Genomic DNA, 14,201 nt, shown 5'->3' with positions numbered 1-14,201 from the left:
TGACCCATATGAAAATGCAGTAGCAGAAAGAATAAATGGAATATTAAAACAGGAATTCATGATTGATAAATACAACCTAGATTTAAAAATCATGAAACAAATTGTAAAAGAATCAATCAGTATATACAATGAATTAAGACCTCATTATTCTAATTTCATGCTGACTCCAAACAAAATGCATATACAAAGTCAAATTAAAATGAGGACATATAAAACAAAAAACACTTGCAAAAACGTTTTTGCAAGTGTTTAATTAAATATTTTTATCTAATAATCTGTATCGGTTATTCAGGACAAGACAGTTTTATCGAGATATGGTAAAGTCCTGATACTTTTCAATCGTAGTAAATTATAGATAAATTTTTAGTTTTCAATCACTTTTATCAAATATCTAAAAATTAATAAAAATTTTGTGATATCTGTATTTTTTATATGCATGCATAGTGATATTTTGTTTTTTTATTGCAAAATTTAACATTAAAAAATTAGAATCAAATGTAGAATAAGTGCAAATGAGGCAATTTAGCTGATAAATATGAAATTATTAAGGGACTTTTTTATTAATATCAAAAATATTTGTACTTTGGCTTCATAAACCAACAAATAATAACCCAATGAGAGTGTATTTACTTTTTTTGTCATTGTTTTTTTGTAGCCTAACTTTTGCTCAAAACTCAATTTCAGGTATTGTTACAGACAGTAACAACCAGCCTATTCCTTTAGCCAACATTAAGATTGTTGGAGATTCTTCGGGTACGACTACCGATTTAAACGGGGCATTTACGTTGCAATCTACCGTAAAGCCACCATTTACAATTGAGGTTACAAGTGTGGGGTACCGATCCCAAAAAATTGCTGTCTCTTCAAACAATCAAAAAATTGCTGTTACGCTTTTAGATGAAGAGAATAAGCTAGACGAGATTGTGGTTTCAGCTTCAAGAACTCCTGAAAGAGTGATTGAGTCACCTGTTACTATTGAAAGAATGGGTATTCAACAAATTAAAAACACTACCGCACCAACATTTTATGATGGTTTAGAAAATCTTAAAGAAGTGCATTTTAATACAAGTAGTATTTCCTTCAAGTCCATTAATACTAGAGGATTTTCTACAGTGGCAAATACACGTTTTATGCAATTGGTAGACGGAATGGATAATTCATCACCTGCTTTGAACTTTGTACTAGGGAATTTAATTGGACTATCAGATATTGATGTTGCTAGTGTGGAGTTACTTCCAGGAGCATCTTCAGCTTTATATGGTGCAAATGCCTTCAATGGTATTTTGTTTATGAACAGTAAAAATCCTTTTACAAATCAAGGGATTAGTACGTATGTAAAATATGGTCAGACCACGCAACAGGCTGCGGGTACTAATGACTATTTTGATTTTGGATTAAGAGCTGCCAAAGCATTTAGTAAACATTTTGCTGCTAAAGGAAATTTTAATTTTTTGAGAGCTACGGAATGGATTGCTGCTGATCAAAGAAGTGTCACTGGAGGCTCCATCGGACATGCTAATAATCAAAATTATGATGGTTTAAACTTGTATGGAGATGAGGTTACAACCTTCATAACTAATGTAGGGCAAGTAAGCAGAACAGGGTACCGTGAGCAAGATTTAAATGATAACAAAGTAAGAAGTGTAAAAGCTGATTTTTCTTTGCATTTTAAACCTTGGGAAGGGGAAACCGAAATTATTTTACAACATAAAATAGGTTTAGGAAGTACAATATATCAAGGAGCAAATAGATATGCATTAGGGGATTTCTTTATGCAACAATCTAAATTAGAAATAAAAGGAAAAAATTTCTTTGTAAGAGGGTATGTGACTGACGAGGATGCGGGAAATTCTTATGATATGCGTTTTGCTGCTTGGAATGTTAACAGAGCTGCAAAATCAGATACAGAATGGTTTACGAACTATGCTACTGCATATCAACTTTCGGGAGCAGTATTAGGTACTAACGCACAACAATCAGCTGCGAATGCAAGAAATTATGCTGATTTCAATATTAAACCAACAGGGTTGCCTTTTTTACCAACTCCAACAGGAAGTGCGAGATTTGAGCCGGGTTCTGTACAGTTCAAAAATGCTTTGGCTGCAGCAATTGCTGAGCCAGATCTAACCAAAGGGGCTAAGTTTATTGATCAGTCAAAAATTTATCATTCAGATGTGAACTATAATTTCAAAGATTTAGTAAAATTTGCTGAGATTCAATTAGGTGGTTCTTTCAGGCAATATGAAATGAATTCTCAAGGAACAATCTTTACTGATTTTGATGGTCCTTTAAGATATAACGAATATGGCGCTTACGGTCAATTGACTAAAAAATTCATGGATGACCGATTGAAATTTACAGGATCAGCGCGCTACGATAAAAGTCAAAATTTTAATGGAAACATTTCGCCACGTGTATCATTGGTGTATTCTGCAGGAGCAACTAAAAGACACAATTTTAGAGCTTCTTATCAAACAGGATTTAGAAACCCTACAACACAAGATCAGTATATTGGTCTTGACTTAGGACCGTTTGCTTTGATTGGTTCTGCTCCAGAGAATTTAGATCGTTTTACAGAGGTTAGAGGAGTTAGTTCCGCAGGTCAAGCATTGGGAATACCTTCAACTTTGACATTAACAGGTCAAAATGCATATAATAATTCATACACTTTGACTTCGGTACAAGCATTTAGTGCTGCTATTGCTGCTAATCCAACAAATGTTCCTGCAGCAGCAGCTTTGTTGAAAACAGCTAATCCTAGATTAGTTAAGCCAGAAGAGGTGCAGGCAATCGAATTGGGTTATCGTTCTGTTGTAAACAACGATTTGTCAATTGATGTGAATGGATACTATAATATTTACAATGATTTCATGAATACATCAAGAGTAATCAGTCCGTATTATGGAGATGTTAATACAACATTTGACTTTGGTAATCCAGCTACATTAGCTACATTATCCGCTTTAGCTAATGGTGATAGAAGAGTTTATCAAGTATATACCAATACAACTGCAAAAATTACTTCATTAGGTTTTGGTGTAGGTTTATCTAAAAAAGTATATAAAGATTTTGAATTGGGTGTGAATTACAATTATGCTGAATTTAATTTTAACCAAGAAGAAGATCCTAGTTTTATAGCTGGTTTCAACACTCCAAAACACAGAGTAAAAGCTTCAATTGGAAATTCAAGATTGTTTGAAAACTTTGGGTTCAATATAAACGCAAGATACAACACGGAGTATTTATGGCAGTCTTCTTTTGCTGATGGAATTGTTCCAGAAAACACAGTGTTAGATGCTCAAATTAACTATGGTTTTCCTAAATTAAAATCAGTACTTAAAGTAGGTGCTACTAATATTGGTGGAAAGGATTATATTCAAGTAATAGGAGCGGGTGCTATAGGTCAACAATGGTTTGCTTCATGGACAATCAACCCATAAAACTAAAAAGGGCAATAATTTTAAAAAATATATTATGATAAAAAATTTCAAATGGCTGTTGTTGATTTCGCTAACCTTCGCAGCATGTAATAACGACGATGAAGTAGTTGTCGAAGAGCCGTTAACAGCGGGTACAGCAGATTTTTCGAAATTCGTTGCCTTAGGAGATTCATTTGCAGCTGGATACAGTGATGGAGCACTTTTTAAAGCGGGTCAAAAAAATTCATATCCAAACATCATGGCTGAGCAGTTTGCTCTGGTTAGTGGAGGTGCTTTTACAAATCCATTCATGGCAGAGGACAATAGAGGAGGTTTTTCTATTGGTGGGAATCAAATCCCTCAGTTCCCAACGCGTTTGTATTTTAATGGAGCTGGACCCGTAAATGTTTCTGGTGTTTCAGGGACTGTTTTTGGTGCTAGTATCTCTGGATATTACAGTAATATGGGTGTTCCAGGTGCAAAAGCAATTCATTTAGGAGTGGCAGGTTACGGTCAAGCAAATCCATATTTTGGACGATTTGCTAAAACGGCAATGTCAAGTATGCTTAAAGATGCTACGGATCAAAACCCAACTTTTTTCTCCTTATTTATAGGTGGAAATGATGTTTTAGGATATGCAACTAATGGAGGTGTGCCAACGTCACAAGATCCTGTTTTAGGAAATGATATAACTCCTGCAGGTACTTTTAATGCTGCTTATAACGCCTTAGCGACTGCTCTTGCCACTGGAGGCAGAAAAGGAGTTGTTGCAAACTTACCGTATATTAATAATCTTCCGTTTTTCACAACAGTTCCTTATAATCCAGTACCGTTAAATGCAGCTACAGCAACGCAGTTGAACTCGCAGTTGTTGGGACCTGTCAAACAAATCCTTACGGCTTTGGGTGCAGGCACTAGAATTAAAACATTAACTGCTTCGGCTACAAATCCCCTATTGATAAGAGATGAGACCTTAGTAAATTATAGCGCTCAAATTACTGGTGCATTAATAGCTGCTGGAGTTCCTGCTGGTCAAGCAGGCTTAATGGGTAGTTTATACGGGCAAGCGCGTCATGCTAACGGAGGTGCAAATGTTGCCAATAAGGATTTTGTATTATTAACAACTAGAACGGTTATTGGAACATCACAAGCTGGAGTTCCTGCTCCGTTTAATACTGTTGGAGTAACTTATCCTTTGCAAGATAATAGAGTTTTAACAGCTTCGGAGGTTTTGGAGATAAAAGTAGCTACAGATGCTTATAATGTAACAATTAAAGCTGCTGCCGAATCTAATGGGTTGGCTTTCGTTGATGCTGCTTCTATTTTGAATCAGCTAAACAATGGCGGAATTCGCTTTGGTAATTTTCACATGACTGCTGCTTATGTCACTGGGGGTACTTTTTCTCTAGACGGAGTTCATCCAAGTCCTAGAGGTTATGCTCTGATTGCGAATAAATTCATTGAAGCAATTAATGTTAAATACGGTTCAAATCTTAAAGGGGTTGACTTAGGTTTATATGGAATTCAATATCCAGCTACAATTCAATAATTAAAATTCATTTTTTTACAATAAACAGCCACCCGTCTTTTGACGTGGTGGTTGTTTATTTTTAAGGATATTGTGCTCTTTTGTCCGTTTCTTGGTCATTTCTACGCGAGCTATTAAAAATATCCTTTTTTTATCGTAAAAGGTGTTGATTTTTTATTTTAAAAAATTATCTTTGCGCTCTGAAAAAGGCATTTAATCGATACGTTTCGATTAGTACTAATTCATAAACCTAAATAGCTATTTAATAAACACATAAGTAATGTCAAAAGTAATAGGAAAAGTTGCCCAGATCATTGGACCAGTAGTTGACGTAGTTTTCAACGGTAAAGATGTTGAACTTCCAAAAATTTATGATTCGTTAGAAATCACAAAAAAAGATGGTACTTTATTGGTACTTGAAGTACAATCTCACATTGGTGAAAATACAGTACGTACCATTTCGATGGACTCAACAGATGGTTTGAGCAGAGGTTATGAAGTAGTTGGAGCAGGAAATCCGATCCAAATGCCAATTGGTGCCGATGTTTACGGTCGTTTATTCAACGTAATTGGAGATGCAATCGACGGTTTAGGTAATTTACCAAAAACAGGAGAAAACGGTATGTCTATTCACAGACAAGCACCAAAATTCGAAGATCTATCTACTTCTTCTGAAGTTTTATTCACCGGTATTAAAGTAATCGATTTAATTGAGCCTTACTCAAAAGGAGGGAAAATTGGATTGTTTGGTGGTGCAGGTGTTGGTAAAACAGTATTGATTCAGGAGTTGATTAACAATATCGCAAAAGGTCACGGTGGACTTTCTGTATTCGCAGGAGTAGGAGAAAGAACACGTGAAGGAAATGACTTGCTTCGTGAGATGTTAGAGTCAGGAATTATAAAATACGGGGATGAATTCATGCACTCTATGGAAAATGGAGGATGGGATTTATCTAAAGTGGATATGCCAGGAATGAGAGAGTCTAAAGCTACTTTCGTTTTCGGTCAAATGAATGAGCCTCCTGGAGCTCGTGCTCGTGTAGCACTTTCTGGATTATCTATTGCGGAGTATTTCCGTGATGGAGCAGGAACTGATCAAGGGAAAGATGTGTTGTTCTTCGTGGATAATATCTTCCGTTTTACTCAAGCAGGTTCTGAGGTTTCGGCACTTTTAGGTCGTATGCCATCTGCAGTAGGATACCAACCAACATTAGCAACAGAAATGGGTGCGATGCAAGAACGTATCACATCTACAAACAAAGGTTCTATTACATCTGTACAAGCGGTTTACGTACCTGCGGATGATTTAACGGATCCAGCTCCGGCTACAACATTTGCTCACCTTGATGCAACAACAGTATTATCTCGTAAAATTGCTGAGTTAGGTATTTATCCTGCAGTTGATCCATTGGATTCTACTTCAAGAATACTTACTCCTCAAATTTTAGGTGATGAGCATTATGACTGTGCACAAAGAGTAAAAGAGATTTTACAAAAATACAAACAACTACAAGATATCATTGCGATCCTAGGTATGGAAGAGTTATCTGAAGAAGATAAATTAGCCGTTTCAAGAGCACGTCGTGTACAACGTTTCTTATCTCAACCCTTCCACGTTGCTGAGCAATTTACGGGATTGAAAGGAGTTTTAGTTGATATCAAAGATACCATCAAAGGATTTAACATGATTATTGACGGTGAATTAGATCACTTGCCAGAATCCGCTTTTAACCTTAAAGGTACAATTGAAGAAGCTATCGAAGCTGGAGAAAAAATGTTAGCGGAAGCTTAAAATTAGTTTAAAAGTTTAAAGTTTAAGGTTCACTCGTAACTTTAAACTTTTAAACTTTAAACTTTAAACTAAAAAGAAATATGTTATTAGAAATAGTATCACCAGAAGCAAAATTGTTTTCAGCAGAAGTAACTTCGGTTACATTGCCCGGAGTTGATGGAAGCTTTCAAATTTTGAATAACCACGCACCAATCGTTTCAATTTTAGGAAAAGGTGTAGTGAAAATTACAGCTACTAACTTTACATTTGCAAAAGAGGTTGCAGGTAAATTCACCAAGCTGGATGCCCAAAATTACACCCTTGCTATCAATTCAGGAACAATTGAAATGAAAGATAACAAAGTTATTGTTTTAGTTGACTAAAGTAATTTTGATTAAATAAATGAAAGCCTCGCAATTTGTGAGGCTTTTTTTTTGGAGCTATTTCCAGCTGTCCACTATATCTTTTGTAGAACTTCCAGCCAAAGGCTTGTAGCTTTACAAAAGGATGCCGTTGCCATCTGGGCTAAAATGCAGAGAACAGGAAATTATTTGTCTTTTGTAAACTCCATAATGTCTCCGGGTTGACATTCCAGAATTTCACAAATCAGTTCTAAAGTCGAAAACCGAATTGCTTTTGCTTTTCCGGTTTTCAAAATAGAAAGATTGGCAGTGGTTATTCCCATTCGTTCCGCTAATTCATTGGAACGCATCTTTCGTTTAGCTAGCATTATGTCTAAGTTAATTATAATAGACATGGTTATATTGTAAGATTATTTTCTGTCTCGATACTATTTCCTTTTTTGATAACATCAGAAAAAGCTAATAGCCCAATACCAATTGCTAGTAATAATAAATCAATAATTATATTAGATAGTGTTTCGACTTCTTGTGATTGATTCATGCCTAACAATGTAATTATAATTCCAGAAACACTTAAAAATAATAAAAGATAACCACTTCTGTTAAATCTTTCTGAGCTTTTGAAATTAAAAAAGCCTTCTTTAATAAATCCTTGTAACCCTTTTTGTATGTTAAAAAGTGCAAATATTAAAATAGCGATGCGTAAGAACATTACATAAGGACTAAAATTTCCGAAAATGGAATCTTTGTACATTAAAGTTATTGCTTCATTAGATAGGTTATACCGTAAAACCTCGTTTATTGGAACTGCTAAGATTAATAATGCTATAAATATTTTTAATACCCAATTCAGAATAATTATTTTTTTCATCTTATTTCAATTTTTTAATATAGTTAATTGCTGATTTTAATCGGAGACTGTAATTGATTATTAGTACTAAATTGTTAATTCGTTTTCTTCTTTTATATTCTTAGCTATTTTGAAAACCTCACTAATCACCATGAAAAACATCCCCAAACTAATTGAAATTAAGAAGGAGTCATAGTTTCCAAATTCTATTGAGAAGACTACAGGGCCTCGATTGATGTAATTGAAGATGAACAAGGATAAATGGCTAATAAGTGAAGAGCTAATAACTAATTTACCGATTAAATTAAAATTTTCTATAACCTCAGATTTAAAGATTTCTTTTTTTTGGAAGTACCCAACCACTTTTCTCAATACGTAGATGCTGTATAAAAAGAGAATTCCACTGATCACATTGGCTAAAATAATCAACTTAGAAAGTAGCGTAGTAGGTGTTATTACGTGACCGTTTATTTTTATAGGGATTTCCATATCAGGATCAAACAAATAAAATGCTAAGAATATCAAAATTCCAATTTCGCTGATTAAAGAAAAAAACCAGAAAAAGTCCAAAATAGCTCTCAAGATTTGTAATTTTTTCATTTTTATAAAGTTATAAGTTTCAACAAATATATAATAATTATTGATAAACAATAATTAAATATTCTAAAACAATAAAAATTTTTTAAAGATTAATTTTAGGAACTTTTCTTTTATTCTAATTTTAAAATTGAAAATGCTTCAGGAAAAAGTCCTTTTTAAATAAATTTTATAAAAAAAAGCCTAACAGGTTTCCAATATCTGTTAGGCTTTAGCTGATAAAGAATTTTTAAACAAACCTTTAAACAAATTATCAATTTAATTATTTTAAGTTATTCTGCACCATCAATAAGAGCTCTTGCTACAGCAAAACCACCTACTTTTTCACCAAGTTGAAGTCCTTTTTCACAATCGCTTCTGTAATGGATGCATCCAAACATTCTAGAATCCGAAGCTTCTTTTGCCATAGCTACAAAACTTTGTTTTTTTGTGGGAATGATATGTGATAAAACTATGCATGCAGCACCGCTAAACGTGGAGTGTCCTGACACGTAGGAAGGGAAATTAGGCGTTCCTGTTAATGTTTTTATAGACGGATCTACTTGTGAAGGTCTTGGGTTGAAGTAGGTGTATTTAGCATCCCAACAACTGATTGCAGCATCCATCATAGCAATATTTAATAGAGCAAGATTTCTTGCCCATCGTACTTCACTATAATTTAGTGCTACAAATGACTCTGAGGCAATTGCATTCCAGTGTCCGGGGGGCGTATAAGTTCCTACACCATCAGCCCAAAAAGTAACGATTTGCATGTTCTTTCTGGTCGCATTTTGTCCATATCTTTTGACTTCAGCTAATTCTTTTGCAAATTGTTCTGATTTTGTAGAAGGCGGTGGAACCGGGCGATTGGCAACAACCATTTCAGGAGACATCAAGAATGATTTTACTTTTCCAAATAATGGTAACATTGGAGGTCTTGCAGGGACATCTAATGATTTCCAAGGAGTTTCTCCTGTGGCAGCAGTTTGAGTTTCCAGTTGTGTCCAAAGCGTTTGATTACCAATAGCTGCTCCAGTTCCATCAGAAGCCGCTCTGGCGATAAATTTGCCTGCAATTTTTCTGCCTAAAATAATCCCTGCATCAACATCACTTCGGACATTGGCACCACTGATAATGCGATATAATTTTTGTTCCTCAGCCTTTTCTTGTATGTAAGCAATTTCTGTTGGGAATAATAATTTTAATAATTCAACAGTAACTCCTGCTAGAACTGCATCTTCAGATGGGTAAGAAGGTAACGTGCTTTTTGGGATTAAAACCGGCACAGTAGCATCAACGGTAAAAGGTGCAGCTCTATTGTACAGTTTTTTATAGTGCCAAGTCGCAATCATCGCATCGTATTGCGCCGCACTTACATAAGCATAAGCTCTGGCTGCATATGGAGGATTTGAAAAAGGAAATTCAGGATTCGAAAATGGATTTCCCGCAGATGGTGCCGGATAAGTTCCGTCTTCATTTTGATACGGTGGACGATTGTGTCTTGCCACTAATGTTCGCATGATTTCATTCCAACGTAAAACACCTCCGGCACTCCAGTATTTTATTATTTTTTTCTGCTGTGGCGTTATACTCGCTTGATAACTTTTTATTTCGTTAATTTCTCTTGTAAATGCAGCTGTAGTAGTTTCTATTGGTGCATCCAAAGAAAATTCATCAGGTTTAGTCAATAGAAATGTTTTCCAGGTTCCTGCTAATTCGTCTGTATTGGCTGGGTTCAATTGTGGAAATAGTTCGTTGCGTTCTGTTAACTCGTCACTACAAGAAAAGTTCAACGTAAGTGACAAAACTAAAAGGCTGGTATAGGCTGCTTTTTGTAATTTATTTTTCATTTTCCTTTACTGCTTTTTTTAAATTAATGTTGTAGAGTAAACCACCATAAAAGGTGTTTGATTGTCCAATATTTCTACCTTGTGTTACGAAGTTACATCCTCCAATAATAGATAATGCTGGTATTTTTTTGAGCGTATATTTAGTGTTTACACCTATTTTTAATGCATTCATAGTATTGCTTGGAAAAGGCATGTTGTTTTTTGTAATGTCAAATCCTCCAGATTGCGTAACCCAGTTATCAAGTACTGCTTCAGCGATTAATCTATTGGAACGATAGCCTATTCTGTAGTTAATGGAAATAGCGTCTGGCATATCCACTTTATCGGTGTAATGCATTTCGTTAGTATAATAGGAATTTCGATCAATGGTAATATTAGCTCTTTTTACATACGCACCAGATAAGGTGGTGAAAAAACGCCCTCTTTGATAATCACCCATCAATCGTAAAGATGCAGTCTTGCTTTTTATGCCAAGACTTAAAGGCAAATAATCTGCTGAATAATCAGAAACTGGAACTGAAAAACCTGCTAAGACATATAAAGAGTAACTTGCTTTTCCAATCGTTTTTTGAAAAGGCATATATTTTACGGTTAAAGATAGGTCCTGTAATCCTTTTTGGCCTTCCATTGTGCCAGCGGAAGCTTTTGTTTCTACATACGGAAGAGTGAAAATAATGTTCAATTTATCAGAAACTCCGTAGTTTCCATTTAGAGTAACTGATTTTGTAGAAACAGTGCCAAGATTAAGATTTTCTCTTTTAAATGTTCCTTCCCAATATTCGTCCCAAGTGCTTTGTTGGTACACTGCTCCAAAACAAAAATTATTCTTGCTCATCATAATGCCATCAATCTCAGTTTGAGCATTCATAAATAAGGGTGCGAACAGCAGGCAACTCAGATAAATTTTTTTCATTAATAACTGATTTTTGTTAATGGTTTAGTTTTTTTGAATGGTCAATTGTGATAAAATAGGGTAACAAGAACTTCTTCCGGAGAGAAAGTATGTGCTAAAAATTAGGTTGGTTGATCAATTGTGTCGCTATAAAACAAGATTTACTTTTGGCTTTCGCCAATAATTTATGCGTGATTTTACAACACAAAGCTGATCGATGAAAGCTTTTCTTTGAAATAAAGAATGTTATTCAAAAATCCATATTTGAATTTGCCAATCAATTTAATTCAGGATGCTACAAGCTAGTGGTACAAAACAGACCAGAATTGAAATATAGTATGCCGGTGAAGTCATCTAAAAAGAGGAATCCTAAAACACAAAAGTTTGTTTTGCATTTTTTGCAGGCGTAATTTCTAATGAAAGGGTTTAATAAATGTACAGATTTAGCTAAAAAGCAACCGTGAATTATCTAGACTTCAAATGCCAGATAAAAGCGAACAACTTTACTAAAATGAAAAAAGATTTAAACGAAATCGGGTGGAGTATAAGCTTTGGCAACGTGTCCTGAGTGTAAGGACGGTGTAGGACTTTCATTAAAAGGGACAACTACTGCTTCTATTTTGGGTGAAAAAGTAAAACAATCGGCTGTATTTGGTACGTAATCTTTTAGAAAAGACTTCATGAGTTTTTTTACCGGTGACTCTTTAGATGAGGAACCGTTAAATAATTGATTGTCAACAATGTCTTTTAAATCTTGACTGATCGCATCTTGATGTGAATTGCGTAGGTAGTACAGACTAAGTATGTTGTTTTGAATTCTTTTCTTGAAAATATGGTAACTTTTATTGTTGATAACCACATCTTCATTGACATATTCAAAATCAGTGTCTTCGATAAACGAGTATAAAGTGGCGTTCAATTGAATTACTTGAAACTCTGAATCATTTCTTTTTTCCATAGATGATACCCATGCTTGCTCTTCTTGATAAGCAAACATCAGATAGTATCCCATCACGTTGTAAAACAACGTTACTATTAGAAAAAGTGATGCAATTCGTCTCATAGTAGCCGAAAGTAGAAAACTATTTCATAGGTTAATATCTTTAATGTTAATTTTAAGTTTTTATTAACATAAATTTAATAAAGTTGTAAATCGAAACCGTTTTCGGAAAAATTTACACAAATTGTTTTCATAGGTTTACTCTTGGCGTTAATTTATTATGGATATGATTTCATTGATGAAGAAGCCAAATTTGGGTTTAGATAAAAACAGCTTGTTTTTTATAAATTTTTGATAGAAAATTAAACAATTGGGACACAAAATTTATAAACCAAAAAAGATGCTTATTTTTGTGGTCTATGAAACATTTTCCAGAAAATTTGTCTGCTAAACTTGAAATTCGAAAGCAGCATAATGCGTTACGAAAATTACCTTCATCAAGCAAAAGGATTGATTTTTCTTCCAATGATTACCTTGGGTTCTCACAATCCGAAATTATTTTTGAGGAAACGCACGAGTTTTTAATTCGCAATAAAATCACTCAAAACGGAGCAACCGGTTCCCGCTTATTGTCTGGAAATCATAAATTGTATCAAGAAACAGAAGACTTCATTGCTGAGTTCCATCAATCAGAAACAGCGCTAATTTTTAATTCCGGGTATGATGCTAATCTTGGATTCTTTGGCTCGGTTCCACAAAAAGGAGATTTGATTTTATACGATGAATTGTGTCATGCTTCTATTCGGGACGGAATTCAACTGTCGAATGCGAAAGCCTATAAGTTTAACCATAATGATTTTGAAGACTTAGAAGAATTGATTTTACGAAATCCAGACACCACGATTTATATCGTCACCGAATCTGTTTTTTCGATGGATGGTGATTGTCCAAATCTGGAAGAATTGATTTTGGTTTCAAATAAACACCAGTGTTATCTTGTTGTTGATGAAGCGCATGCTTTAGGAGTTTTTGGTGCAGAAGGCCAAGGATTTATTCAAATGTTGAGCTTGCAAGATCACGTTTTTGCTCGCATTATGACTTTCGGTAAAGGATTGGGTTGTCATGGAGCAGCGATTTTAGGTTCAGTTGAATTAAGGGATTATTTGATAAATTTCGCTCGAAGTTTTATTTATACCACGGGGCTTTCGCCGCATTCGGTTGCTACGATTTTGGTTGCCTATCAATTTTTAGAAAAAAATAAAAAAAATATAGAAGTACTTCGAGGAAACATCATTCATTTTAATCAGGAAAAGAATATGTTGGGATTAAAGCCGCTTTTCGTTCGAAGCAAATCAGCGATACAATCGGCTATTATTCCGGGAAATGAAAAAGTAAAAGCAATTGCGAACCAACTACAAGAAAAAGGATTTGATGTAAAAGCGATACTTTCGCCAACCGTTCCCGAAGGGCAGGAACGCTTGCGTTTTTGTTTACACAGTTATAATTCCAGTGAGGAAATCACGGAAGTGTTGCGATTGTTGAGTACTTTTGTTTTTATGGCACGCGGATAATACGGATTTAACTGATTAACACGGATTTTATTTTTAAAATAAAGACAATGGGTGACTTATTGCACAAGAATTTGAGCGAGATTATTTTGAAAATCTATTTTGAAGTTTACAACGAACTTGGATATGGGTTTCTTGAAAAAGTGTATCAAAATGCCATGTATTTAGAGTTAAAATCCCAAGGGTATAAAGTAGAAGCTCAAAAACAAATTAAAGTATATTATAAAAGTCAATTGGTAGGGGACTATTTTGCGGACTTATTGGTTGAAGACTCTATTATTCTTGAACTTAAAGCCTGTGGATGTTTGTTAGACGAGCATAAAGCCCAACTTTTAAACTATCTAAAAGCAACTGATGTAGAAATTGGATTGTTATTGAACTTTGGAACAACTCCAGAATTTAAAAGGTCCATTTACAGTAACGACAGAAAAAAACTAAAATAAAT

Annotated in this window: 13 protein-coding genes; 7 read left to right on the top strand and 6 right to left on the bottom strand. The window is 34.5% G+C overall.

The genetic code is table 11. From position 1 onward, the window contains the following. From BLS90_RS05340 to BLS90_RS05320, 5 genes are all read left to right on the top strand, one after another. The coding region (locus BLS90_RS05340) for an integrase core domain-containing protein (RefSeq protein WP_139171388.1) at window positions 1-253 on the top strand (253 nt) is incomplete at its 5' end. Between the two features lie 361 nt (window positions 254-614). Further along, on the top strand, window positions 615-3,440 hold the full coding sequence (locus BLS90_RS05335; RefSeq protein ID WP_091256056.1) for a carboxypeptidase-like regulatory domain-containing protein: 2,826 nt from the start codon (window positions 615-617) through the stop codon (window positions 3,438-3,440). Window positions 3,441-3,474: 34 nt separating this feature from the next. Then, complete coding sequence (locus tag BLS90_RS05330) at window positions 3,475-4,968, top strand: SGNH/GDSL hydrolase family protein (RefSeq protein WP_091256054.1); 1,494 nt, start codon at window positions 3,475-3,477, stop codon at window positions 4,966-4,968. Window positions 4,969-5,227: 259 nt separating this feature from the next. Then, window positions 5,228-6,739: a F0F1 ATP synthase subunit beta gene (gene atpD / locus BLS90_RS05325; RefSeq protein ID WP_091256052.1), complete on the top strand. Its 1,512-nt coding sequence runs from the start codon at window positions 5,228-5,230 to the stop codon at window positions 6,737-6,739. An 80-nt stretch (window positions 6,740-6,819) separates the two neighbouring features. Further along, a complete protein-coding gene (locus BLS90_RS05320; RefSeq protein WP_091256050.1) occupies window positions 6,820-7,101 on the top strand; it encodes a FoF1 ATP synthase subunit delta/epsilon in 282 nt (93 codons plus the stop codon). 164 nt (window positions 7,102-7,265) lie between these two features. Here BLS90_RS05320 and BLS90_RS05315 read toward each other — a convergent pair whose 3' ends face one another. The 6 genes from BLS90_RS05315 to BLS90_RS05290 form a co-directional block, all read right to left on the bottom strand. Continuing rightward, window positions 7,266-7,475 carry a helix-turn-helix domain-containing protein gene (locus BLS90_RS05315; RefSeq protein WP_091256047.1) on the bottom strand — a complete coding sequence of 70 codons (210 nt, stop codon included), beginning with the start codon at window positions 7,473-7,475 and terminating at the stop codon, window positions 7,266-7,268. A gap of 2 nt (window positions 7,476-7,477) precedes the next feature. Then, a complete protein-coding gene (locus BLS90_RS05310; protein WP_091256045.1) occupies window positions 7,478-7,951 on the bottom strand; it encodes a DUF2975 domain-containing protein in 474 nt (157 codons plus the stop codon). A 66-nt stretch (window positions 7,952-8,017) separates the two neighbouring features. Further along, window positions 8,018-8,530, bottom strand: a complete 513-nt coding sequence (locus tag BLS90_RS05305; protein ID WP_091256043.1) for a DUF2975 domain-containing protein — start codon at window positions 8,528-8,530, stop codon at window positions 8,018-8,020. 269 nt (window positions 8,531-8,799) lie between these two features. Then, complete coding sequence (locus BLS90_RS05300; RefSeq protein WP_091256041.1) at window positions 8,800-10,356, bottom strand: phosphatase PAP2 family protein; 1,557 nt, start codon at window positions 10,354-10,356, stop codon at window positions 8,800-8,802. Further along, the gene (locus BLS90_RS05295; RefSeq protein WP_091256038.1) at window positions 10,346-11,269 is read right to left on the bottom strand and encodes a transporter; all 924 of its coding nucleotides are present in this window, start codon (window positions 11,267-11,269) and stop codon (window positions 10,346-10,348) included. Before BLS90_RS05295 ends, BLS90_RS05300 begins: the two co-directional genes overlap by 11 nt. 502 nt (window positions 11,270-11,771) lie before the next feature. Further along, window positions 11,772-12,311: a hypothetical protein gene (locus BLS90_RS05290; RefSeq protein WP_139171387.1), complete on the bottom strand. Its 540-nt coding sequence runs from the start codon at window positions 12,309-12,311 to the stop codon at window positions 11,772-11,774. 296 nt (window positions 12,312-12,607) lie between these two features. On the opposite strand from BLS90_RS05290, the gene BLS90_RS05285 reads away from it, so the two are divergent. Together BLS90_RS05285 and BLS90_RS05280 are read left to right on the top strand one after the other, a co-directional pair. Beyond that, on the top strand, window positions 12,608-13,759 hold the full coding sequence (locus BLS90_RS05285) for an aminotransferase class I/II-fold pyridoxal phosphate-dependent enzyme (RefSeq protein WP_091256034.1): 1,152 nt from the start codon (window positions 12,608-12,610) through the stop codon (window positions 13,757-13,759). Between the two features lie 47 nt (window positions 13,760-13,806). Further along, on the top strand, window positions 13,807-14,199 hold the full coding sequence (locus BLS90_RS05280) for a GxxExxY protein (RefSeq protein ID WP_091256031.1): 393 nt from the start codon (window positions 13,807-13,809) through the stop codon (window positions 14,197-14,199). Window positions 14,200-14,201 lie beyond the last annotated feature (2 nt).

It is taken from the genome of Flavobacterium omnivorum, from assembly GCF_900099915.1.
In the GTDB taxonomy this organism is placed as follows: Bacteria; Bacteroidota; Bacteroidia; order Flavobacteriales; family Flavobacteriaceae; genus Flavobacterium; species Flavobacterium omnivorum.
The sequence above is the reverse complement of the archived record's forward strand: the minus strand, read 5'-3'. Positions and strand labels throughout refer to the sequence as shown.

Bases quoted from the DNA above. Each gene is read 5' to 3' on its own strand.
- BLS90_RS05305 (WP_091256043.1), bottom strand. From the start codon at position 8,530: ATGAAAAAATTACAAATCTTGAGAGCTATTTTGGACTTTTTCTGGTTT.
- BLS90_RS05310 (WP_091256045.1), bottom strand. From the start codon at position 7,951: ATGAAAAAAATAATTATTCTGAATTGGGTATTAAAAATATTTATAGCA.
- BLS90_RS05320 (WP_091256050.1), top strand. From the start codon at position 6,820: ATGTTATTAGAAATAGTATCACCAGAAGCAAAATTGTTTTCAGCAGAA.
- BLS90_RS05330 (WP_091256054.1), top strand. From the start codon at position 3,475: ATGATAAAAAATTTCAAATGGCTGTTGTTGATTTCGCTAACCTTCGCA.
- BLS90_RS05290 (WP_139171387.1), bottom strand. From the start codon at position 12,311: ATGAGACGAATTGCATCACTTTTTCTAATAGTAACGTTGTTTTACAAC.
- BLS90_RS05280 (WP_091256031.1), top strand. From the start codon at position 13,807: ATGGGTGACTTATTGCACAAGAATTTGAGCGAGATTATTTTGAAAATC.
- BLS90_RS05315 (WP_091256047.1), bottom strand. From the start codon at position 7,475: ATGTCTATTATAATTAACTTAGACATAATGCTAGCTAAACGAAAGATG.
- BLS90_RS05295 (WP_091256038.1), bottom strand. From the start codon at position 11,269: ATGAAAAAAATTTATCTGAGTTGCCTGCTGTTCGCACCCTTATTTATG.
- BLS90_RS05285 (WP_091256034.1), top strand. From the start codon at position 12,608: ATGAAACATTTTCCAGAAAATTTGTCTGCTAAACTTGAAATTCGAAAG.
- BLS90_RS05335 (WP_091256056.1), top strand. From the start codon at position 615: ATGAGAGTGTATTTACTTTTTTTGTCATTGTTTTTTTGTAGCCTAACT.
- BLS90_RS05300 (WP_091256041.1), bottom strand. From the start codon at position 10,356: ATGAAAAATAAATTACAAAAAGCAGCCTATACCAGCCTTTTAGTTTTG.
- atpD (WP_091256052.1), top strand. From the start codon at position 5,228: ATGTCAAAAGTAATAGGAAAAGTTGCCCAGATCATTGGACCAGTAGTT.